The 22119-nt window shown below is 71.0% G+C and carries 21 protein-coding genes and 2 tRNA genes; 7 read left to right on the top strand and 16 right to left on the bottom strand.

The features are described from left to right. Window positions 1–3: 3 nt before the first annotated feature. A complete protein-coding gene (locus tag JQX11_RS14820; protein WP_204925647.1) occupies window positions 4–972 on the bottom strand; it encodes an L-threonylcarbamoyladenylate synthase in 969 nt (322 codons plus the stop codon). A 33-nt stretch (window positions 973–1005) separates the two neighbouring features. Continuing rightward, on the bottom strand, window positions 1006–1323 hold the full coding sequence (locus JQX11_RS14815) for a hypothetical protein (protein ID WP_204925534.1): 318 nt from the start codon (window positions 1321–1323) through the stop codon (window positions 1006–1008). 194 nt (window positions 1324–1517) lie between these two features. Here JQX11_RS14815 and JQX11_RS14810 point away from each other — a divergent pair, with 194 nt between their 5' ends. Next, window positions 1518–2264, top strand: coding sequence for an HAD family hydrolase (locus JQX11_RS14810; protein WP_204925533.1), 747 nt, complete (start codon window positions 1518–1520; stop codon window positions 2262–2264). Window positions 2265–2330: 66 nt separating this feature from the next. Here the strand turns inward: JQX11_RS14810 and JQX11_RS14805 are convergent, their stop codons facing one another. The 8 genes from JQX11_RS14805 to gyrB all read right to left on the bottom strand — a co-directional run bounded on the left by JQX11_RS14805 (window position 2331) and on the right by gyrB (window position 11099). Continuing rightward, window positions 2331–2666 (bottom strand): DUF952 domain-containing protein, encoded by a 336-nt coding sequence (locus JQX11_RS14805; RefSeq protein WP_307826191.1) that lies wholly within the window; start codon window positions 2664–2666, stop codon window positions 2331–2333. 83 nt (window positions 2667–2749) lie between these two features. Beyond that, the gene (locus tag JQX11_RS14800; protein WP_204925532.1) at window positions 2750–3409 is read right to left on the bottom strand and encodes an HAD family hydrolase; all 660 of its coding nucleotides are present in this window, start codon (window positions 3407–3409) and stop codon (window positions 2750–2752) included. 309 nt (window positions 3410–3718) lie between these two features. Continuing rightward, window positions 3719–3794, bottom strand: a tRNA-Ala gene (locus JQX11_RS14795). A 33-nt stretch (window positions 3795–3827) separates the two neighbouring features. Then, window positions 3828–3956, bottom strand: coding sequence for a DLW-39 family protein (locus JQX11_RS32470; RefSeq protein WP_211291697.1), 129 nt, complete (start codon window positions 3954–3956; stop codon window positions 3828–3830). Between the two features lie 49 nt (window positions 3957–4005). Continuing rightward, a tRNA-Ile gene (locus tag JQX11_RS14790) sits at window positions 4006–4079 on the bottom strand. A gap of 289 nt (window positions 4080–4368) precedes the next feature. Further along, the gene (locus JQX11_RS14785; RefSeq protein ID WP_204925531.1) at window positions 4369–5244 is read right to left on the bottom strand and encodes a DUF3566 domain-containing protein; all 876 of its coding nucleotides are present in this window, start codon (window positions 5242–5244) and stop codon (window positions 4369–4371) included. A 4-nt stretch (window positions 5245–5248) separates the two neighbouring features. After that, entirely contained in the window at window positions 5249–9031 is a 3783-nt protein-coding gene (gyrA, locus tag JQX11_RS14780) for an intein-containing DNA gyrase subunit A (RefSeq protein ID WP_204925530.1), read from the bottom strand. Between the two features lie 121 nt (window positions 9032–9152). Then, window positions 9153–11099: a DNA topoisomerase (ATP-hydrolyzing) subunit B gene (gyrB, locus tag JQX11_RS14775; RefSeq protein ID WP_204925529.1), complete on the bottom strand. Its 1947-nt coding sequence runs from the start codon at window positions 11097–11099 to the stop codon at window positions 9153–9155. Between the two features lie 528 nt (window positions 11100–11627). On the opposite strand from gyrB, the gene JQX11_RS14770 reads away from it, so the two are divergent. Continuing rightward, complete coding sequence (locus JQX11_RS14770; RefSeq protein WP_204925528.1) at window positions 11628–12212, top strand: hypothetical protein; 585 nt, start codon at window positions 11628–11630, stop codon at window positions 12210–12212. Window positions 12213–12225: 13 nt separating this feature from the next. Here JQX11_RS14770 and JQX11_RS14765 read toward each other — a convergent pair whose 3' ends face one another. After that, window positions 12226–12720, bottom strand: a complete 495-nt coding sequence (locus JQX11_RS14765) for a MarR family winged helix-turn-helix transcriptional regulator (RefSeq protein ID WP_204925527.1) — start codon at window positions 12718–12720, stop codon at window positions 12226–12228. A 90-nt stretch (window positions 12721–12810) separates the two neighbouring features. Here JQX11_RS14765 and JQX11_RS14760 point away from each other — a divergent pair, with 90 nt between their 5' ends. Continuing rightward, a complete protein-coding gene (locus JQX11_RS14760) occupies window positions 12811–13038 on the top strand; it encodes a hypothetical protein (RefSeq protein WP_145917177.1) in 228 nt (75 codons plus the stop codon). Window positions 13039–13041: 3 nt separating this feature from the next. Here JQX11_RS14760 and JQX11_RS14755 read toward each other — a convergent pair whose 3' ends face one another. From JQX11_RS14755 to dnaA, 5 genes are all read right to left on the bottom strand, one after another. Further along, entirely contained in the window at window positions 13042–13740 is a 699-nt protein-coding gene (locus tag JQX11_RS14755) for a DciA family protein (RefSeq protein ID WP_307826190.1), read from the bottom strand. After that, window positions 13730–14863, bottom strand: coding sequence for a DNA replication/repair protein RecF (gene recF, locus JQX11_RS14750; RefSeq protein WP_204925526.1), 1134 nt, complete (start codon window positions 14861–14863; stop codon window positions 13730–13732). The genes JQX11_RS14755 and recF overlap by 11 nt, the downstream gene beginning before the upstream one ends. Window positions 14864–14879: 16 nt before the next feature. Next, a complete protein-coding gene (gene gnd / locus JQX11_RS14745) occupies window positions 14880–15752 on the bottom strand; it encodes a phosphogluconate dehydrogenase (NAD(+)-dependent, decarboxylating) (RefSeq protein ID WP_204925525.1) in 873 nt (290 codons plus the stop codon). A 40-nt stretch (window positions 15753–15792) separates the two neighbouring features. Next, entirely contained in the window at window positions 15793–16926 is a 1134-nt protein-coding gene (dnaN, locus tag JQX11_RS14740) for a DNA polymerase III subunit beta (protein ID WP_088643664.1), read from the bottom strand. A 784-nt stretch (window positions 16927–17710) separates the two neighbouring features. Next, window positions 17711–19522, bottom strand: coding sequence for a chromosomal replication initiator protein DnaA (gene dnaA / locus JQX11_RS14735; RefSeq protein ID WP_204925524.1), 1812 nt, complete (start codon window positions 19520–19522; stop codon window positions 17711–17713). A gap of 629 nt (window positions 19523–20151) precedes the next feature. Here dnaA and rpmH point away from each other — a divergent pair. The 4 genes from rpmH to yidC are packed head-to-tail and all read left to right on the top strand — an operon-like array spanning window position 20152 to window position 22030. Further along, the gene (gene rpmH / locus JQX11_RS14730; protein WP_067300964.1) at window positions 20152–20289 is read left to right on the top strand and encodes a 50S ribosomal protein L34; all 138 of its coding nucleotides are present in this window, start codon (window positions 20152–20154) and stop codon (window positions 20287–20289) included. Window positions 20290–20318: 29 nt separating this feature from the next. Beyond that, entirely contained in the window at window positions 20319–20747 is a 429-nt protein-coding gene (gene rnpA, locus JQX11_RS14725; RefSeq protein ID WP_204925523.1) for a ribonuclease P protein component, read from the top strand. 44 nt (window positions 20748–20791) lie between these two features. Next, window positions 20792–21031 (top strand): membrane protein insertion efficiency factor YidD, encoded by a 240-nt coding sequence (yidD, locus tag JQX11_RS14720; protein ID WP_204925644.1) that lies wholly within the window; start codon window positions 20792–20794, stop codon window positions 21029–21031. Window positions 21032–21034: 3 nt separating this feature from the next. Next, complete coding sequence (yidC, locus tag JQX11_RS14715; protein ID WP_204925522.1) at window positions 21035–22030, top strand: membrane protein insertase YidC; 996 nt, start codon at window positions 21035–21037, stop codon at window positions 22028–22030. Window positions 22031–22119 lie beyond the last annotated feature (89 nt).

The raw sequence follows: 22119 nt of genomic DNA, 5'->3' as shown, positions 1-22119 counted from the left end.
GGGTCAGGCCGGGGGCGGGGACCAGGTGGCGGCGGCCCGACCCAGCCGGTCGTTGACCGCCCGGCCGACCCCCTCGTCGGGAGCCGGTTCGGCGAGGATCTCGGTCACTCCGGCCGCGTCCAGCCGGTGCAGCGCGTCGAAGAGGCGGGCGGCGGCCTCGGTCACGTCACCGGCGGGCGACAACACCTCCACCGCCGCGTGGTCCGCCGCCGGGGCCGCGCGGAAGGCCAGGTAGCCCCGCCGGACGCCGTCGTCCGACGCCGGCACCGCACCCCGCACCAACCGCAACGGGGTACGCGGCGCGTAGTGCGCGGCCAACGTACCGGGGGCGACCGGCTGCCCGGAGCTGCCCGGCCGGATCGTCACCGGGCCGACAGCCGCGACGAGGTCCTCCACGGCGAGCGCCCCGAGGCGCAGCACCACCGGCTGCGGGCCACGCGCGTCCACGATGGTCGACTCGATCCCGCACCGGGTCGGACCCCCGTCGAGCACCACGTCGACCGCCGCGCCGAGCCCGCGTACGACATGCTCGGCCCGGGTGGGGCTGAGCTGCCCGAACCGGTTGGCGCTCGGGGCGGCCACCGGAACCCCGGCGGCCCTGATCAACGCGCGTGCGGACGCCTCGTCGGGCACCCGCACGGCCATGCTGTCCAGGCCGGAGGTGACGATCGGCGGGATCACGGCCGGCCGGTCCACGATCAGGGTGAGCGGCCCCGGCCAGAACCGCTCGGCCAGCGCCGCGACGGTCGGGGGCAACACGCCGACGAGGGCCGGCAGGTCGGCGGCGTCGGCGAGGTGGGTGATCAGCGGATCGAAGCTGGGCCGCGCCTTCGCCTCGAAGATCCGCGCCGCGGCCCGGGCGTCCAACGCGTTCGCGCCGAGCCCGTAGACCGTCTCGGTGGGGAAGGCCACCAGCCCGCCGGCCCGCAGCACGTCGGCGGCCTCGGCGATGCCGTCGTGTTCGGCGGGCAGGACGCGGCAGGAGCCAGTGGTCACCCCCCGACGCTAGCCTGCCGTCGACGCCCGGACCGATGCGGGTGGCGGGCCGGTCTCCGCCCAGCAGACGCCGCCCCGGAACTCGATGCCCGGAACTCCGTCGACGATCCGGGTGACGTCCGCGACGGAGGCGAGCGCCCGGGTGAGGTCACCGCGCAGCTCCGCGCTGGCGGACGGCAGGTCGTCCTCCTCCTGCGCCCAGTCGATGTCGGCGGCACGCAGCTCGGCGACCGCGTGGTCGGTCAGCGCGGCCGGGTCGGTCACGGTGACGTCGATCCGGCAGTAGAGCTGGAGACGGCGGCTACCCGGGTCACCATCGGTCGTCATGCGGCTCAACGGCTTCGACGGGAGCGGCGCATCGCCCAGACGCCCCCGCCGATGGCCAGCGCCGTGGGCACCAGGCAGCAGAGCATCAGGAGGGCCAGGTGCCACGGTCTGAGTGCTCCCATTGCCGAGAGGTTAGAGGACGCACGCCGACCGTGCCGTCCTGCGGTCGGTCACCCTGCGGGAGAATCGCCGGCATGCTCCGCTCGCCGCGCGCCCTCCTGCTGGACTTCGGCGGTGTCCTGGCCGACGCGCCCCCGCAGCCGCCCGCCCCGCCGGAACTCGTCCGGCGGCTCTCCCAGCTCGTCGACGGCGCGGTGTCCGAACGGCAGATCGCCGCCGACCTGACCGGGGGTGCGCGACGGTACTCGGCCTGGCGCGACGACGCGGGCCGGACGCCCGACCCGGTGGAGCTGCCGCACGCCCGGGTGTGGGCAGAGTTCGTCACCGGCTCGTGGCCCCGCCCGGCCCGCGACGCCGTCGACCGCGAGGCGACCCCCCTGTCGTACGCCTGGACGTGGCGGGCGGACTGGGCGGTGCGCCCGGGCATCCCCGAGGCATTGCGGGCGGCCACGGGGGCGGGTCTTCCGCTGGCCGTGGTGAGCAACACCCTCTGCGGTGCCGCGCACCGGGATTTCCTGGCCGCCGCCGGGCTGGCCGGGTCGTTCGCCGCCCAGTTCTACAGCGACGAAGCCGGCCCCCGGAAGCCCAACCCGCGCCTGGCGCTGCTGGCGGCGGAGGCCGTCGGGGTTCCGATCGGTGACTGCTGGTTCGTCGGGGACACCCTCGGTCGGGACGTCGAGTGCGCCCGCCGGGCCGGGGCGGGGGCGGCGATCCTGATGCGTTCCCCCCGCACCGACCGGGAGTCGCCGCACCCCGCCGTCGTACCGGACGCCTGGGTCGAGGACGGCCACGGCCTGCTGGCTCTGCTGCGTCAGGCCTGATCAGGTTCCGGTTCTTCCTCCCGTCGCCGTCTGCGGGGAGGGCCGTCCCTCGACCGGGTTCGCTGCCTAGCCGCGCCCCAGCGTGTCGTCCACCGACGACGCCCCCGCCACGTGGTGGACCGCGACGACGGCGTCGCGCGGTAGCGCCGAGTAGACGTGCGGGAAGGAACCGCCGTCGGAGGTGTCCTCCCAGCGCACCGCCGCGCCGAGTAGCCCGGCGTCGAGGGCGACGATCACGAGCGCCGGCTCGTGCGCGAAGAACCGCAGGGCGGTCGCACCCACCTGTTCGCGCGAGGAACAGTGGATGAAGCCGCTGCTGTGGTCGAACGGCGATCCGTCGAAGCGGCCGGCGGCTTCGAACTCGGCCCACTCGGCGGGCAGCAGAATCTTGTAAATCAGCACAGCCCAGGGTGGCAGATGGCCGGCTGCCGCAGCCCCTCAGCCGCCCGTCTGTCGGCGGGCTCGGCTGTACGGAGGCCGTACGACTACCGCCCGGTGTCCTCGTCTCGTAGCACCTGAACAGCGGCCAATACGTCCGTGACGGTGCGATCAGGTGGGGCGAGCGTCGCCGGCCAGTCCTTCCCCCGGCTGACCCAGAGGGTGGCAAGCCCTGCTGCGCGGCCACCCTCGACATCAAGCACCGGACTGTCACCGATCGCCCAGCCCCCGCCGCGCAGATCGAGACCGCACCCACGGGCCGCCACCTCGAAGATCTCGCGTGCCGGCTTCCGGATGCCCACCTGTCCGGAAATTGCCCATGCATCGACGCACCGGTCCAGTCCAGTACGCCTGATCTTGCCCAACTGGTTGTCCGCCTGGCCGTTGGTCACGATCGCGACGGTCCAGCCATCGTCGCGCAGTAGCGTCAGCGCCCCCAGCACTTCTTCGGGGCACGTCACCAGTTCCGGCATCCGGCGTCGGTACTGCCCCCACATGGTGTCCCCTGGTGCCAGGCCGAAACGGTCCGTCACCTCGCCGAAAAACCAGTCGCGGGGCACGGAACCGTTCTGATCAGTAGTGATCAGCCAGGCTAAAGCCTCTTCCGACAGGCCGTGATCGGCGCAGAACTCGACCGCCCAGCGCCGGAACGCTTCCGAACGGTCCACGAGGGTGTTGTCGAGATCGAAGAGCGCCAACCGCTGCATGGTCAGCAACCGTACCGGGCGGGTGAAGCCAAGCCCCTTCGTCCCGGACGCCAGTACGCCGCACCTCACCTCCCCGGCTGCGGCACCGCTGGGCCCTCGGACTCCGACTCTGCCCTGTCTGCCGATCAGCCCTCACGCACACCTGCGGATGAGGAGCGGTGGGCGGCTCAGCGCTACCTGGACTGGTCCGGTGGTCCTCCAGGTGGGCACCGCAGCCTCATTCGCAGTCACGCCCGGACAGGAGAGGGCCTGAGCAGCTTGGCTGGACGGATGGCTGACTCGGTACCATGGGTCAACCGGTGTTCGTGCTGGTGGAGCCCAGGGGACTCGAACCCCTAACCCCTGCCTTGCAAAGGCAGTGCTCTGCCAGTTGAGCTAGGGCCCCCGAGGGCGGATCGAGCCGCCGGGTGCTGGCTGGTCAACGCAGGTCGGGCGAGGTGGTGGCCTCGTGCCACAGGGCGCGCTCGTCGTTGGATTCCTTGACCTTCTTGGCCACCACAGCAGCGACGCCGATGATGCCGACCAGGAACAGAAGCTTCTTGAACATGGGGCGACCCCTCGCGCTCGACTCGACTGCCCGTCGGAACGGTGTGCGGTGGGGCTAGCTGGAATCGAACCAGCGACCTCAGAGTTATCAGCTCTGCGCTCTAACCGACTGAGCTATAGCCCCGCGTGGCGACGAGCAAGATTAACCCATCGCGTCGTCCGCTCCCAAATCGGGGTGGCCGACGCTCCCGCGCCTTCCCGACCGTACCGGTCGACCCGCTGCCGGGCGAGCCCTTTCCCCCGGTCCCAAGGGCCGGAGATCCACCCCTGTGACGCGAAGCGGCGGCATCGGGCGGCCCGGACACCGCTGGATCGGCCCACGAGCGGGCACGAGCCGGGCCGCTCGGCCACCAGGCCGGAAAAGCACGACGCCGGGGCGGCCGCTGGTCGCGGCGCCCCGGCGTCGGGTCGGATCAGTCGCGCTCGGCGAGCGTCAGCTCGATCCCGCCAACCAGGTCGGCGCAGACGTTGTAGATGAACGCCCCCAGCGTGGCGAGCGCGGTGAACAGCACCACGTTCACCAGCCCGACGAGGGCGGACGTCAGGATGACACCCTTCGCGGTGATCTGGAAGCCGCTGTTGGTGCCCTGCCCGCCGCTGGCGCTGACCAGGTCGGTCAGGCTGTCGTTGACGCTCTGGAACACACCCATCGCGTCCAGCGCGAGGTAGAGCACCGAGGTCGCCACGACCACCACGATGAACAGCACCACGGAGACGGCGAAGGCGAACTTCATCACGGACCACGGGTCGATCCGCTTGAGGTTCAGCCGGGCCCGGCGCGGTCCCCGGGAGGCGGCCGAACTGACCGAGGTACGCGCGGCGCGTACCGCGTCACCCACCCGCGCGGCACCGACGGCGGATGCGCCACCGATGCCCGGGGGCAGACCGCCACCGTTTGCGGGGCGGGCGGCGTTGTCCGGGGTCGGCCGGAAACCGCCGACCTTCGGCTGGGTGCCGGTCGTGGACGGGGAGGTGGCGGCCCCCACCGCGATCGGCTGTGTCGTGTTGCTCGACCGGGCCGCCGCAGCCACCGGCTGGGTGGCTGACGATGGCGCGTCGGTGCCCGTCGGCTGGGACTTCTCCGTCGTCCCCGAGTCCTCACCGGGCTTGTCCGGCGGCGGTGCCATGCCGGGTGCCCGGGTGAACTTCGGGGCAGGCGCGTCGGCGGGGACGGTGGCCCGACCCACGGCGGCGCGGCCGGCGGGGGTTGTACCGCTCTTGGCGGCCTCCTCGTCGACCGGGGTGGCCGAGGTCCCCTTGTTCCCCGACTTCGCCTGTGTCTCCGTCATTCAACTAGTCCTGTTCGTCAGGCTCGTCGGCATTGCGAGCAATCGCCACGATAGTCACGCCGTCCGGGAGGTCCATCAGCTTGACCCCCATTGTGTTCCGGTCACGGGTACGGCGTACAGGCTTCACCGGAGTCCGGATGACGCCGCCGTTGCTGGTGATCGCGAACAGCTCGTCGTCCGGGTCGATCACCACCGCGCCGACCAGACCACCGCGGCGCTCGGTGATCTTCGCAGTCAACACGCCCTTACCTCCCCGGCCCTGAACCGGGTATTCCTCGATGGGGGTACGTTTCGCGTATCCCCCGTTCGTGGCCACTAGGACGTCCAGGCCCTCCCGGACGACCTCCATGGCCAGCAGGACGTCGTCGTCGGTGAAGCGCATGCCGATCACACCGGAGGTGGCCCGACCCATCGGGCGCAGCGCCTCGTCGGAGGCGTTGAACCGGATCGCCTGGGCCTTCTTGGAGACGAGCAGCAGGTCCTCCTCCGGTGCCGCGAGCACGGCACCGACCAGCTCGTCCTCATCGCGCAGGTTGATCGCGATGACGCCGCCGGACCGGTTGGAGTCGAACTCCTCGAGTCGGGTCTTCTTCACCAGGCCGTTTCTCGTGGCCAGTACCAGGTAGGGGGCCACCTGGTAGTTCGGGATTTCGATGATCTGCGCGATCTGCTCGTCCGGCTGGAAGGCGAGCAGGTTGGCCACGTGCTGGCCCTTGGCCACCCTACTGGCCTCGGGCAACTCGTACGCCTTGGCCCGGTACACGCGGCCCTTGTTGGTGAAGAACAGAATCCAGTCGTGGGTGGAGCATACGAAGAAGTGGCTGACGATGTCGTCCTGCCGCAGCGTTGCGCCGCTCACTCCCTTGCCGCCGCGCCGCTGCGAGCGGTAGAGGTCGACCTTGGTGCGCTTGGCGTACCCGGTGCGGGTGATGGTGACCACCACGTCCTCGCGGGCGATGAGGTCCTCCATGGAGACCTCGCCGTCGAACGGGACGATCTTCGTGCGCCGCTCGTCGCCCCACTTCGCGACGATCTCGCTCAGCTCCTCGGAGACGATCTTCCGCTGCCGCTCCGGCTTGGCGAGGATGTCCTTGAGGTCGGCGATCTCCAGTTCGAGCTTGGCCAGGTCGTCCAGGATGCGCTGCCGTTCCAGGGCGGCCAGCCGGCGCAGCTGCATGTCCAGGATCGCGGTCGCCTGGATCTCGTCGATCTCCAGCAGCCGGATCAGGCCCTGCCGGGCGTCGTCGACGGTGGGCGACCGCCGGATCAGGGCGATCACCTCGTCCAGCGCGTCCAGCGCCTTGGACAGACCGCGCAGGATGTGCGCCCGCTCCTCGGCCTTGCGCAGCCGGAACGCGGTCCGCCGCCGGATCACCTCGATCTGGTGCTCGACGTAGTAGCGGAGGAACTGGGCCAGGTTGAGCGTGCGCGGCACCCCGTCGACCAGGGCCAGCATGTTGGCGCCGAAGGTCTCCTGGAGCTGGGTGTGCTTGTAGAGGTTGTTCAGCACCACCTTGGCGACCGCGTCGCGCTTGAGCACCAGCACGATCCGCATGCCGGTACGCCCGGAGGACTCGTCCCGGATGTCGGCGATGCCGGCGAGCTTGCCCTCCTTGATCAGCTCGGCGATCCGCTCGGCCAGGTTGTCCGGGTTGACCTGGTAGGGCAGCTCGCTGACCACCAGCGCCGGCCGGCCCCGCTTGTCCTCTTCGACCTCCACCACGGCGCGCATCCGGATCGAGCCACGCCCGGTCCGGTACGCGTCCTGGATGGCCGCCTGACCGACGATCAGCCCGTGGGTCGGGAAGTCCGGACCCTTGACGATCTCCAGCAGCGCTTCGAGGGTGGTCGCCTCGTCGGCCTCCGGGTTCTCCAGGCACCACTGCACCGCCGCGCCGATCTCGCGCAGGTTGTGCGGCGGGATCTTGGTGGCCATCCCGACCGCGATGCCCTCGGAGCCGTTGACCAGCAGGTTGGGGATGCGCGACGGCAGGATGGTGGGCTCCTTGGCCCGGCCGTCGTAGTTGTCCTGGAGATCGACGGTGTCCTCGTCGATGTCCCGCAGCATCTCCATCGCCAGCGGGTCCAGCTTGCATTCGGTGTTGTGGCTGACGAAACCGTCGGAGACGAAGGAGTGGTCCTCGGTGTCCACCCGGACGCTGTAGACCGGCTGCACACCCGCGTCGGCGACCTCGGCCACCTCGGCGTAGTAGAACCGGCCGTCGACCAGCGGCTCGACCACGTCGAGCACCTCGGTGTTGGTGATCCGGGCGGCGATCTCGTCGCGGTCCCGCTCCCAACGCTCGATCCGGTCGACGTTGTGCCGACGCAGCCAGTCCCGCTCGGTCCAGCGGGTCGCGCCGTGCTCCCGGATGAAGTCGCCGACCAGCGGAACGTGGTCGCTGGACAGCGCCGTGCTGCTCGCCGGCACCTGGGCCAGCTCGGCCTCCAGCTTGGCCTGCTTACGGCCGAGGAAGCCGACGTGGGCGGCGAAGATCCGGGCATCGCGACGATTGGTCACCACGACCTTGATCTCGCCGTCGTCGTACCGGGCCTGCCGGCTGATCACGCCGAACTCCAGCAGCAACTGCTGGACCTCGCGGGCCAACCGCTCACTGCGGGTCGAGTACGAGACCTGAATGGTGTGGCGCGGCAGCAGCGACGAGGAGCCGTCACCCTCGAAGAGCGCCTGGAGGAACGCCCGCTTGATCGCGGCCGGCCCCTGCCAGACGAACTCGGGCACGAACTTCGCGGCGCTGCGCGCGCCGACCATCTCGCCGAGGACGCTGGCGCGCAGCGCCGACAGGTCCTGTACGTCCAGCTCGTGCAGGGTGCTGCCCGAGGCGATCACCCGCTCGCTGACGTACCGGGGGCCGCCGACGGCCAGGTCGTAGGCGGCGACGACGCGCAGGAAGTAGTCCCGGTCCACGTTGTTGAAGCCCGCGCGGGCCGCCGAGACCCAGCCCTCCGACACGAACGCGCCGGCGAGCACGGCCGCCTCGACGTGCTCCAGCATCGGGTAGCCGATCTCGTCCGGCACCGTCCGCTGGAGCACCACCCGGTCACCCGGGGAGATCTCGGCGAGCAGCTTCCAGAGCAGTGTCGGCACCCCGGCCACGTCCACCAGGCAGAGCACCGGGTGGTTGTGGGTGCCGGTCAGCTCGTACCCCTCGCGGGTACGCAGCCGCAGCGTCGGGTGCTCGCCGGAGTGGAAGAACTTCGACGCCCGGACCAGGTCGCCGTTACGGTCGCGGACCTTCAGGTCGATGTCGGTCTCGCTGCTCGGCGCGGCATCCGGCACGATCTCGCCGATCCGGACGCTGCCGTCCACCGTACGAATCCGGACGTCAGCGGTCAGGCAGTAGCGCATCGCGGCAGCCGGATCGTTACCCGGCGAGCCGAAGTTGCCGTTGCCGTCGACCAGGGGGTAGCGCAGCGCCCAGGGCTGGGCCATCCGGACCAGCGCGTCGTAGATGGCCGAGTCACCGTGCGGGTGGAACTGCCCCATCACGTCGCCGACGACCCGGGAGCACTTCACGTAGCCCCGGTCCGGCCGGTAACCCGAGTCGTACATGGCGTAGAGGATCTTGCGGTGGACCGGCTTGAGCCCGTCCCGTACGTCCGGCAGGGCCCGCCCGACGATCACGCTCATCGCGTAGTCGAGGTACGAGCGCTGCATCTCGACCTCGAGCCCGACCGGCTCGATCCGGTCGTGCTGGACGACCGCCGCGAGGGGTGTCTCGGTGGTCTCCGGCTCGTTCGGGGTGGACTCGGGAGTATCGGTCACTGTTAACCCTTATCAGACTCAGAGTCGTGTTCGTGCTGTGGATAACGCTGTGGAAACCGGCCAGGCTGTGGATAACCCGGTGGACGACGGTCGGCCGGTGGGGCACCGGCCGACCGTGCCGTCAGATGTCGAGGAACCGCACGTCCTTGGCGTTGCGCTGGATGAACGAGCGGCGGGCCTCGACGTCCTCACCCATCAGCACGCTGAACAGTTCGTCGGCGGTCGCGGCGTCGTCGAGGGTGACCTGACGCAGCGTCCGGGTGGCCGGGTTCATCGTGGTCTCCCACAGCTCGGGATAGTTCATCTCGCCGAGACCCTTGAACCGCTGGATGTCGTCCGGCTTGGCGTTGGGCTTCTTCTGCTGGCGCAGCGCGATCAGCCCGTCCCGCTCCCGGTCGGAGTACGCGTACTGGGCGTCGTCGCCCTTCTTGTTCCACTTGATCTTGTAGAGCGGCGGGGCGGCCAGGTAGACGTGACCCAGCTCGACCAGCGGACGCATGAAGCGGAACAGCAGGGTGAGCAGGAGCGTCTGGATGTGCTGGCCGTCGACGTCGGCGTCGGCCATCAGCACCACCTTGTGGTACCGCAGCTTCTCCATGTCGAAGTCGTCGTGGATGCCGGTGCCCAGCGCGGTGATCAGCGCCTGGACCTCGTTGTTCTTCAGCACCCGGTCGATCCGGGCCTTCTCCACGTTGAGGATCTTGCCGCGGATCGGCAGGATCGCCTGGGTGCGCGGGTCGCGGCCCTGCTTGGCCGAGCCGCCGGCCGAGTCGCCCTCGACGATGAAGACCTCGGACTCGCGCGGGTCGGTGGACTGGCAGTCGGCCAGCTTGCCGGGCATCGAGCCGGACTCCAGCAGCGACTTGCGGCGGGCCAGCTTGCGCGCCTGCTGGGCGGCGATCCGGGCCCGCGCCGCCTGGGACGCCTTCTGGATGATGGTCTTGGCCTCGGCCGGGTTGCGGTCGAACCAGTCGACCAACCGGTCGTTGCAGACCCGCTGTACGAAGCTCTTGACCGGGGTGTTGCCCAGCTTGGTCTTGGTCTGGCCCTCGAACTGCGGGTTGGCCAGCTTGACCGAGATGATCGCGGCCAGCCCCTCGCGGATGTCCTCGCCGGAGAGCTTCTCGTCGCCCTTGAGCAGCTTGCGCTCGCTGCCGTAGCGGTTGACCACGCTGGTCAGCGCCGCCCGGAAACCCTCCTCGTGGGTGCCGCCCTCGTGCGTGTTGATCGTGTTGGCGAAGGTGTAGACCGACTCGCCGTACGACTCGTTCCACTGCATGGCGATCTCGACCGACATGCCCTCTTCTTCGGCGGCGAACTCGACCACCGTCTTGTGCATCGGGTTCTTCGAGGCGTTGAGGTGCCGGACGAAGTCGGCGATGCCGCCCTCGTAGTAGAAGGTGACCTCGCGGGGCTTGCCCTCCTCGCCCTCGGCGACCCGCTCGTCGAGCAGGTGGATGGACAGGGCCCGGTTGAGGAAGGCCATCTCCTGCAGGCGGCGGTAGATGGTCTGGAAGTCGAAGTCGACCGTCTCGAAGACGTCGGGGTCGGGCCAGAAGGAGACCGCCGAGCCGGTGCGGTCGGTGGTCTCGCCCTTGTCGAGCGGCTCCGGCTTGGAGTTGTGGTACTTCTGCCGCCACACGTGGCCGGACTTGTGGATCTCGACGGCCATCCGGGTGGAGAGGGCGTTCACCACGGAGACGCCGACGCCGTGCAGACCGCCGGAGACCGCGTACGCCTTGCCGTCGAACTTGCCGCCCGCGTGCAGCACGGTCAGCGCGACCTCGACGCCCGGCTTCTTGAGCTTCGGGTGCAGGTCGACCGGGAAGCCACGGCCGTTGTCGGTGACCCGGACCCCGCCGTCGGCGAGCAGCACCACGTCGATGGTGTCGCAGTAGCCGGCGAGCGCCTCGTCCACCGCGTTGTCCACGACCTCCCACACCAGGTGGTGCAGGCCACGCTCGCCGGTCGACCCGATGTACATGCCGGGTCGCTTGCGGACCGCCTCCAGACCCTCGAGGACGGTGATCGACTCTGCGCCGTAATCCTGCTTGTCCTGCGCTGCCACCCTCGGCCACTTTCTCGCACCGTCCGCGCCGAGGGCGCGGGGGCGCGGGTTCGGCGGACAGGACGCGACGTCGGCGTGCACGGGCGACGGCCCCGCAGGGCCGTCCCGGATCGTGCGCGCCGGTCGCCGCGGTTGCCCGCGGATCGCGATCGGCCAGACCCGACCCGGGACGTTGATCAAGGGCCGGTGAGGGCCCCCGTCCGTCGCACCGCGTCAGGTCGTCGTCTCAGCGTCAATCTTACTGTGCGCACACGACATAACCGCCACTCGGCACCCCTTGAAGGCGGCTCAGACCCTCGTAGCGGGCCGAATCTCGCTGTCCGCGACTCCCCCTACACGCCCCGGCCCGGTTTCCGTGCCCGCCGCCACCGGATAGTCCGGCTCGCCGGGTGGCGCGGGGTCGCGTCGGGCGGTGGTCGTACCGTAGCTTTGCGGCGCGCGACGAAGTCGCTCGTCTTGATCTTTTCCGCCCGTAACCGGACGATGGACCCGATCGATCCGACACGTGCTCTCGAGAGGTGACACCAGATGGGGCTGGACAATGTCGCGGTGCACTGGCCGCGGACCGGCCGCTTCTACGACCCGGTCGCGCCGGCCGAGTTCGTCGACTTCGGCGAGATCGTCGACGTTCCGCGCATCTCGGCGCCGACCGCCGCGCTCGCCGAGCACATCGCCAAGACCGGCACGGTCCGGGCGACCGCGTACACCGAGCTGGTCGACCTGATCCTCGGCCTGGAAAATGTGCTCTACGCCACTGACGCCGCCGCCGAGGACGAAGATCCGGTGATCGACCCGGACGGCTGCGCCTGGATCGCCGACGGGGTGGAGAAGTTCGTCGCCCAGCACCGGCCGCACGGCGAGACGGTGACCTTCGAGTCGGTCAGCGACGTGCTCCGCGCGCTGCTCGGTGACGGCCGCCTGGCCGAGCAGCAGTTGCGCTGGCTGGGCAGTCGGCTCGACCGGCTGCGCGACGAGAACGGCGACCCGCCGCAGTGGGACTTCACCTGCGCCGAGTTGGGGGTGCTGGCCGCCTTCTACCGGCGCTGTGCCGACCGGGGCTTCGCGATCTACGCCGACGCCGAGCCCGGCCGTCGTCCGGGCCCGCAGCCCTGATCGGGGCCCGGCTCTAGGGGCCGTCGGGCGTCGCCGGCCCGGCGGGTGGCGGCCCGGCCGTCACCGCGCCATTGGCGGCGGCGATCACCCGGGTCAACGCCCCGTGCAGGTCGCGTAGCTCGGCCAGCGGCAGCCCGAGCCGCGCCACGACCGCCGGGGGGATCTGCTCGGCCTGTGCCCGCAGCGCCCGGCCGCTCCCGGTGAGCGACACGGCGAGGCTGCGTTCGTCGGCGGGGTCCCGCTCCCGGCGCAGGTAGCCGGCCGCCTCCAGCCGCTTGAGCAGGGGCGACAGGGTGCCCGGGTCGAGTTGCAGCAGCCGGCTCAGCTCGCGTACCGACAGCGGCGCGTACTGCCAGAGCGCCAGCATGACCAGGTACTGCGGGTGGGTCAGCCCCATCGGTTCCAGCAGCGGCCGGTAGACCGCGACGACGCCGCGGGCGGCGACGGAGAGCGCGAAGCAGACCTGCTCCTCCAACGCCAGCGGATCCCCGTCGGGTTGCCCGTCCACGTGTGTTCCTCCTCGTCGCCGTTGCGATGCTACCAACGCTTGGTGTACCAATTGTTTGTACACCAAGCGTCGAGGAAGGTTCGGTTGCCGATGAGTGAGGACAAGCCGGCGGCTAAGGCCCCGGGCGAGGGTGGCCGGCTCCTGGCCTGGGCGTTCAAGAACCTGGCCGGCCCGCCGGAGGTGGCCGGCGCGGTGCAGGGCGGCTCCCGGCAGGCCCGCGACGCCTGGAAAGAGGACCTGGAACGACGCAAGCAGTGGAGCCGCGAGCAGCGGGAACGCAAACGCGCCGAGCGGGAGGCCCGCCGCGCCGAACGGTGAACCTCAGCCGTAGGTGTCGCGCGGTCCCCGACCACGCACCCGACGCGGCCCCCGCGACCAGGACGGCGCCGCCGGCCCGTGGATGTGCAGCTTGCGCACCACGTTGTGGCCGACCTCCCCGGCGATCCGCTTCAACAGCGATCCGGCGAGCAGCCGCAACTGGGTTGCCCACGCGGTCGAGCGGGCCTCCACGGTCAGCTCGCCGTCCTCCAGCTTGACCGGGCGGCTGTGCTGGGCGATCTCCGCCCCGACGACCTTCTCCCAGGCACCGAAGACGGTCGCCTCGGCCGCCGGTTGCTGCCAGCCCCGCGCCTTCATCAGCCGTTCCAGCACCGCGCCCAACGGCTGCGGGTCACGCGGGTCCGGCCCCGGCCCGGAGTAGCCCCGCAGCCGCCGCCCACCACCGTCGGCCGCGCCGGTCACCCCCGGTCGCCGGGTGCGGGCCGCCGCCTCCCGCCGGGCCCGCGCCGCGTCCAGCACCGCCCGCGCCAGCTCCGGCCCGCTCGCCCCCGCCGCCGCGTCACCGGCCGCAGCCGCCGACCCCCCGGGCGCGGCGTCCGCGTCGTTGCCCGCCGGTCGGCCCCGCGCGCCCTCCGCGCCCCCGCCGGCTGCACCGGGGGTACGCGCACCGCGTGCCCCGCCCGGGGTGGTGCGCCCCGGGCGGCCCGTCGACCCGGTGGGCTGCTCCGGTTCAGTCGGCACGACGGACCGTCCCCTCGCCGACGGCGTACCGGGCGCCACGCAGGGCCACCGGGACGTCGTCGTCCACCGCACAGGTCACCAGGAGCTGACCGGCCCCGCCGACCAGTTCGGCCAGCCGCTCCCGGCGACCCGCGTCCAGCTCGGCGAAGACGTCGTCGAGCACCAGCACCGGTTCGATCCCGTCGGCGCGCAGCAGGTCGTACCCGGCCAGCCGCAGCGCCAGCGCGTACGACCAGGACTCGCCGTGGCTGGCGTACCCCTTGGCGGGCAGCGGGCCGAGGGTGAGCACGAGGTCGTCGCGGTGCGGCCCGACCAGCGTGGTGCCCCGCTCGATCTCGGCCGACCGGGACTCGGCCAGCGCGGCGGTCAACGCCTCGGCCAGCACCTCCCGGTCGGTGCCCACCCCGGTCAGCTCCACCGACGGCCGGTACGCGATGCCCGCCGCCCCGGCCCCCGCCGCCACCGCGTCGTACGCCTTCGCCACGTGCGGGGTGAGCGCGGCGACCAGTTCCAGCCGGCCGGCGAGCAGTTCGGCCCCGTGTCGCGCCAGGTGGGCGTCCCAGACCGCCAGGGTCGACAGGTCACCGCCGCGCGACCCGCCCGTCTTACGGGCCAGGTACGCCGTACGCAGCAGGGCGTTGCGCTGCTTGACCACCCGGTCGTAGTCGGCGCGCACCCCGGCGTACCGGGGCTGGCGGAGCACCAGCAGGTCGTCGAGGTAGCGGCGGCGTTCCGCCGGGTCGCCCCGGACGAGTTCCAGATCCTCCGGGGCGAACAGCACCAGCCGCAACGCGCCGATAACGTCCCGGGCCCGCCGGGCCGGGGAGCGCCCGAGCCGGGCCCGGTTGGCCTTACCGGGGACGATCTCCAGCTCGATCAGCAGTTCCCGGCCGTCGTGCACCACCGCACAGCGGATCACGGCGGCGGTCGCGCCCAGCCGGACCAGGGGGGCGTCGGTGGCGACCCGGTGCGAGTCCAGGGTCGCCACGTAGCCCAACGCCTCGACCAGGTTGGTCTTGCCGACGCCGTTCGCACCGGTCAGGACGTTCGGACCCGGCTCCAGATCGACGCCGACCCGCTCGTACGAGCGGAAGTCGACCAGTTCGAGCCGGCGGACGTACACAGCCTGTGGATGCCGCTCAGCGCTTGTGCACGGCGTGCCCGCCGAACTGCTGGCGCAGCGCGGCGACCGCCTTCATCGCGGGCGAGTCGTCCTGGCGGGAGGAGAACCGGGCGAACAGGGCGGCGGTGATGACGTTGAGCGGGACGGCCAGCCGGATCGCCTCGTCGACCGTCCAGCGCCCCTCACCGGTGTCGTCGGTGTACCCGGTCAGCGTGGCCAGGTCCGGGTCCTCGTCCAACGCGCGGTCGAGCAGGTCGAGCAGCCAGGACTGGACGACGGTGCCCTCCCGCCAGGACTTGATGATCCCCGGCACGTTCGTGACCATCTCGGCGGCGGATAGCAGCTCGAAGCCCTCGGCGTAGGCGTGCATCAGGCCGTACTCGATGCCGTTGTGCACCATCTTGGCGTAGTGGCCGGCACCGACCGGGCCGGCGTGCACGAAGCCGTGATCGCCGGCCGGCTTCAACGCCTCGAAGATCGGCATCAGGTGGTCGACGTGCTCCTGCGCGCCACCGACCATCAGGGCGTAGCCGTTCACGTTGCCCCAGACACCGCCGGAGACGCCGACGTCGACGTACCCGATGCCCCGCTCGGCCAGCCGGGCGGCCCGGGGCGCGTCGTCGCTGAACCGCGAGTTGCCGCCGTCGATGATGATGTCGCCCTCGCCCAGCACCTCGGCGAGCGCATCGATCGTCGCGTCGGTGACGGCGGCGGGGACCATCACCCAGACCGCCCGGGGCGACTGCAACTTGTCGGCCAGTTCGGCGAGGCTCGCGACGTCACTGCGGTCGGCGTTGCGGTCGTAGCCGACGACCTCCTGGCCGGCGGCGCGCAACCGCTCGCGCATGTTGCCGCCCATCCGGCCGAGTCCTACCAGGCCGAGCTGCATCTGCTCCTACCTCCGTGCGTCCGGGTACTGCCGGTGCCGATCAGCGGGACACGCGGATCGGCATGATGAGGTACCGGTACCCAGGGATGACCTCGCCATCCTCACCTGCGGGGGAAATCACCGCCGGCTTGAAGGCGTCCACGAAGCGCAGCAGGGCGTACTGGGCCCCCAGGTTGGCCAGGCCGTCGATCAGGTACTGCGGGTTGAACCCGATGGTCAGCGGCTCGCCGGTGAAGGTGGCCTCCATGGCCTCGCTGGCGCGGGCCTCCTCGGTGCCGCCGGCCTCGACGACCAAGCCGTCGGAGCTGAAACTGAGCAGCACCGGGGTGGTCCGCTCGGCGACCAGGGCGACCCGCTTGACCACCTCGATCAGGGTGCTCACCGGCACCCGGGCCTCGGCGTTGCTGGTGGCCGGGAAGAGCGAGCGGACCGGCGGGTAGTTGGCCCCGTCGAGCAGCCGGCTGGTGGTGCGACGGGTGCCGCCGGAGAAACCGATCATGCCTTCGCCGGCACCGCCCTGGGACAGCGCCATGGTCACCTGGCCGCCGAGCGGACCGAGCGCCTTGGCGGTGTCGTTCAGGGTGCGGGCGGGCACCAGGGCGTTGATGCTGATCTCGGGGTCGTCCGGGTTCCACTCCATCTCGCGCAGGGCGAGCCGGTAGCGGTCGGTGGCGAGCATCGCCAGGGTGCCTCCGGAGAGTTCCAGCCGGACCCCGGTCATCATCGGCAGCGTCTCGTCCCGGCCGGCGGCGATGGCCACCTGGCCGACGGCGGCGGCGAAGGCGGCGGCCTCGACGGTGCCGGCGCTCTCCGGCATCTCCGGCAGGGCCGGATAGTCCTCCACCGGCATGGTGGGCAGGGTGAACCGGGCGCTGCCGCAGACCAGCTCCAGGTGGGCGCCGACCGCGGCGATGTCCACCGGCTTGGCCGGCAGCGCCTTGGTGATCTCGGCGAGCAGCCGGCCGGAGACCAGGGCGGCCCCGTCGGCGTCGCCCTGCACCTCGACGGTCACCTGGCTGGAGACCTCGTAGTCGAAGCCGGAGACCTGGAGGTTGCCGTCGGTGACCCGCAGCATCACCCCGGCGAGCACCGGTACGGACGGCCGGCTGGGCAGGCTCTTCGCGGTCCACGCCACCGCTTCGGCGAGCGCGTCGCGCTCCACTCGGAACTTCATCAATGCCTCCGCGTCGACGTCAGCGACAACTCTCTCATGCCGACCGCTGCCCACCGTCCCGCCCGACCGTGCGGGTACCCATCGCACCTTAGGGCGCGTGGGCATCGGCTGTGCGCCCGACCCCGTGCTTCCGGTGCCGGGGTGACTGCCGACGGCAGCGCTGCGGCCCGATCCACAGGAAGTCCAACGGTGATGATTGGTTTTTGATTCTTCAGAAGAGATAACTCATCGTCTTCATCGCACCTGTGCAAACTGTGGGTAACTCGCGTCGTCGCAGCTCAGACACGTTATCCACCGGTGGGTTCGCTGTGGAGAACCGGGGGGTAAACCCGGTCGGTGGTCCACAGGCACCCGGTGTCCCCAGAGTTGTCCACCGTTGTCCACCGGTTGTCCACCGGTAATCCACCGGGTTTACCCCCAGCGCTGTGGACAACCGGTCGGACCCGGACCGCCGTCATCCCCAGAACCTTCAACAGGTTGCCCACAGGCCCACCGTCGTCGGTGGACAACGCTGCGGTTGTCCCCAGCCGTCCACAGCACTGTCCCCAGGGTTTGTCCACAGTCTGTGGGTAACCGGCTCCGGACGGAGCGTGGTTATCCACCGGTTGTGGAACAGGGGGTGTGGACAACCGGGCGGTCCTGTGGACAAAGAAGACGGCGTCATGCGCCGATCGTGGCCCCTCGACCGGGTCGAGGGTCAACCTCGCCGGGGCGTACCGCCACGCAAACGCCCGGCCGAGGGCATCGGCCGGGCGTCGGTGGTGCAGCGGGAGTGGCGTACGTCTCAGGTGTTCTGCTTGATCCGGTTGGTCAGCTCGGCGATCTGGTTGTAGAGCGAGCGCCGCTCCGCCATCTGCTGGCGGATCTTCCGGTCGGCGTGCATCACCGTGGTGTGGTCGCGTCCGCCGAACGCCTGCCCGATCCGGGGCAGCGACAGGTCGGTCAGCTCCCGACACAGGTACATGGCCACCTGGCGGGCGTTCACCAGCACCCGGGAACGCGAGTGCCCGCGCAGGTCCTCCAGGCTCACCCCGAAGTACTCCGAGGTGGAGATCATGATCTGGTCGGCGGTGATCTCGGGCCCGGTGCCGTCGGGGATGAAGTCCCGCAGCACCTCCTCGGCCAGCGACAGCTCGACGTTGGAGCGGGTCAGGCTGGCGAACGCGGTGACCCGGATCAGCGCCCCCTCCAGTTCCCGGATCGAGTTCGACACCCGGGAGGCGATGAACTCCAGCACGTCCGGTGGGGCGTACAGCCGCTCCTGGGCGGCCTTCTTCTGCAGGATCGCGATCCGGGTCTCCAGGTCGGGCGGCTGGATGTCGGCCAGCAGCCCCCACTCGAACCGGGTCCGCAACCGGTCCTCCAGCGTCGCCAGCTGCTTCGGCGAGCGGTCGGACGTGATCACGATCTGCTTGTTCGCGTTGTGCAGCGTGTTGAAGGTGTGGAAGAACTCCTCCTGGGTCCGCTCGCGGTTCTCCAGGAACTGGATGTCGTCGATCAGCAGGATGTCGACGTCGCGGTAGCGGCGCTGGAACGCACTGGTCTTGTCGTCCCGCAGCGAATTGATGAAGTCGTTGGTGAACTCCTCGGTCGAGACGTACCGGACCGAGCGGGCGTTGCCGAGCGTCTGGGCGTAGTGCCCGATCGCGTGCAGCAGGTGGGTCTTGCCCAGCCCCGAGCTGCCGTAGATGAACAGCGGGTTGTACGCCTTGGCCGGTGACTCGGCCACCGCGACGCTCGCCGCGTGGGCGAACCGGTTGGACGAGCCGATGACGAACGTCTCGAACATGTACTTCGGGTTGAGCCGGTTGCCGCTGGACTCCGTACCGCCGGGGCGTCGGTCGCCGGCACCGGGGCGGTGGTCGACGCCGGCCCGACCGGGCCCGCTGTCGGTGGCGCCGTCGCGGGCCAGGCCGCGCGGACCCTGCTGGTCACGTGGCGCACGCCCCTGGTCCCGGTACGCGGGCTCGTAGCCGCGCGGGTCGGTGTCCGGCTCGGCGCGGTGGCGTTCCTCGAAACCGCGCCGCTCGGGGGCGGGGCGGTCCAGCCGTGCCGGTTCGGCGAAGCCGACGCCGAACAGCGTGTCCTGACCGCCGTCGCGGCTGGCCGGAACCCGGGCCGGGCGGTGCCCGTCCGGCTCCGGTTGCCCGGCGGGCGACCGTTCCCCGGCCTGCTCCGGCGCTGGCCCGGCCTCCCGGGGGTACGGCGGTTCGGGTTCGTCGTAGGCCGGCGGCCGGAATCCCGGATAGTCGTCCACGGCCGGACCCGGTTCCACCACGGCGGCGGCCTCCGGCCCGCTGCGGTAGACGGTGCCGGCCGGTCGACCGGCGGCGTCCTCGGCGATCCGGACGGTGACCGCGACCTGGATCGGTCGGCCCAGCCGACGGGTGAGCGCCTCGGTGATGGCCGGGCGCAGCCGGGACTCGATGACGTCCCGGGTGAAGGCGTCCGGCACCGACAGCAACGCGGTGTCCTCGACGATCGCCCGCAGCCGGGTCAGTCGGAGGTAGGCGCGCTGCTGGGCGGAGATGATCTCGTCGGCGAGTTCGTCCGTCGCCGCGGTCCACACCGCGGCAAGGTCGATCGTTCCGGCCACCGTCGTGCCACCCCCTCGCCTCTGCTCCCGGCCGCCGCTGTGGTCCAGCGGATCGTGCCGGGCCCGCCACCGCGTTCGAGCGGGTGGTACCTCTCACCCACCGGACGGCTGACCGGCCGGCATCCACAAGTTATCCACAGCCTGTGTGTACCGACCGATTGTGGCCGCCCGCCGGACGCGGGTCGGACCTGCCCCCCTTGTCGGGGAGGGCGTTGAAGCGGGTTCACCGTGCCGAACGATTCACTGCCGGATCCGGTCTTGCGCTCCGCACGACAACCCGGACCTGAAGCTGACCGCAAACGCGCACGGTAACAGCGACGGCCGGCCGCCATCAACCGACGCCCCCGTCAGGATCGGGACGCGACGCCGGATCGGCGGTGCTGCGACCACCCCGGAGCCGCAGCCCAGGGTGGTTTGACGGTCATTGCCCCCCTGCGTAGGCTGGAGCGGCTGCTCTGTCGCCCTCTGCTAGGGTGATGGGTGCTCGCTGTCCGTGGTCGCCGCCTCGCCCCGTCGAGGTTCCGTGCCGCCGGGCAGTGCCGATCGGAGGCCACCGCCGAGGTGGTCTGGTCCACCAAACGACCCCGGGCGAACCCGCACCGGGGACGTACGAAAACGGAGAGCCTGACGTGAGCAAGCGCACCTACCAGCCGAACAACCGCCGGCGCGCGAAGACCCACGGCTTCCGGCTGCGCATGCGCACCCGGGCCGGCCGCGCCATCCTGTCGACCCGCCGCGCCAAGGGCCGCACCCGCCTGTCGGCCTGAGGCCGACCGGTCCGGGGACGTGGACAGTCGTGCTGACGGCCGCACAGCGACTGCGGCGTAGCACCGACTTCGCCGCAGCGGTCCGGGGTGGTCGACGCGTCGGTCGTGGCGCCGTCGTCGTCCACCTGACGCTGCCGGCGACCTCCACACCCGCGGCTACACCCCTCGGGACAACCCCGCCGGAGCCGGCGCGGACCACCGACCCGGAGTTGATCTCCGAGTCGAGCCGCGCCGGCTTCGTCGTGTCCAAGGCCGTCGGCCCCGCCGTGGTCCGCAACAAGGTCCGCCGCCGGCTGCGGCACCTGGTCCGCGAACGGTTGGCTGCGCTGCCGGCCGGCAGCACCCTGGTGGTACGCGCCCTGCCCACTGCGGCCGGGACGCCGTACCCCCGGCTGGCGGGCGACCTGGACGCGGCCATCGCCGCCGCCCGGCAGCCCCGGGGCCGGAGGTCGCGGTGAGCAGCAGCCCGATCGTGCCGCCGCGCCGGAGCATGGGTGCCCGGATGCTCAGTGGCCCTATCATCGCGTACCGTCGTTGGATAAGTCCGGCGTTGCCGGCCCGCTGCCGGTTCTACCCGTCGTGCAGTGCCTACGCCCTGGAGGCGGTGACCCGTCACGGTGCGTTGCGGGGAGCCGGCCTGACGGTCCGGCGGCTGTCGCGCTGCCACCCTTTCCACCCTGGTGGACACGACCCGGTGCCGGAGCCGGGCCGCCGCCGACGCGCCGACGTGACTGGAGTCTGAGAATTGAGTCTCGACTGGATCTACTACGCGATCTCGTGGATCCTGCTGACCTGGCACTCGGCGTGGGACGCCATCGGGGTGCCGGTCGACGCGGTCCTCGGCACCAACTGGTCGTGGATTCTCGCCATCGTCTTCCTGGTGGTCACCGTCCGGGTGATCCTCTTCCCGGTCTTCGTCAAGCAGATCAAGTCCCAGCGGGCGATGCAGGCGCTCCAGCCGAAGGTCAAGGAGCTCCAGGAGAAGCACAAGGGTGACCGGGAGACGCTCCAGAAGGAGATGATGGAGCTCTATCGGAAGGAAAAGGCCAACCCGCTGATGGGCTGCCTTCCGATGTTCCTCCAGATCCCGGTCTTCCTGGGTCTCTTCCACGTGCTGCGCCGGCTCGACCCGGCCAAGGAGGCCAAGAGCCTCTACGGCTGGACCGCCGAGCAGTTCGACAGCGCCTCCAGCGCCAAGATCTTCACCGCCCCGATCGCCGGCAAGTTCGGCTCCACCGCCGACGAGCTGGCCCGGCTGGGCGCGAACGGCACCACCGTGAAGGTGATCGCCGGCATCCTGGTCCTGGTCATGATGGGCACCACCTACCTGACCAGCCGCCAGATGATCCTCAAGACCGGCTGGGCCGAGGACCCGCAGCAGCGGATGATCCAGCGGCTGATGCTCTACGGCATCCCGCTTTCCCTGCTGGTCTCCGGCTCGATCTTCCCGATCGGTGTGATCATCTACTGGGTCACCAACAACCTGTTCACCCTCGGCCAGCAGCAGTGGGTGCTCCGCAAGTTCCCGCCGCTGGTGACCAACAAGGGGGTCGCCGGCGGCAAGGCGACGACCCCGGGTGGCCGGAACCCGGTACAGCCGGCCAAGTCCGGTGGTTTCCTCAACCGGAACAAGCCCGTCGCGCAGGTGCCGGCCAAGCCGGCCGCGCCGAAGGTCGCCGGGCCGAAGCCCGGTGCCAAGCCGGTCAACCCGAAGAAGGGCCCGGCCAAGCGCCAGGGTTGAGCCGACGGGCTGCCGTCGGCGGGACCGGCGGCAGCCTCCGGTACGCGCAGCCGCCGTGACGGCAGGCGCCGGACCGGATCCGCCGCGCC

This window comes from Micromonospora humida (assembly GCF_016901255.1).
In the GTDB taxonomy this organism is placed as follows: Bacteria; Actinomycetota; Actinomycetes; order Mycobacteriales; family Micromonosporaceae; genus Micromonospora; species Micromonospora wenchangensis.
Note: the sequence above shows the minus strand (reverse complement) of the source record. Positions and strands in the feature narration are given on the sequence as shown.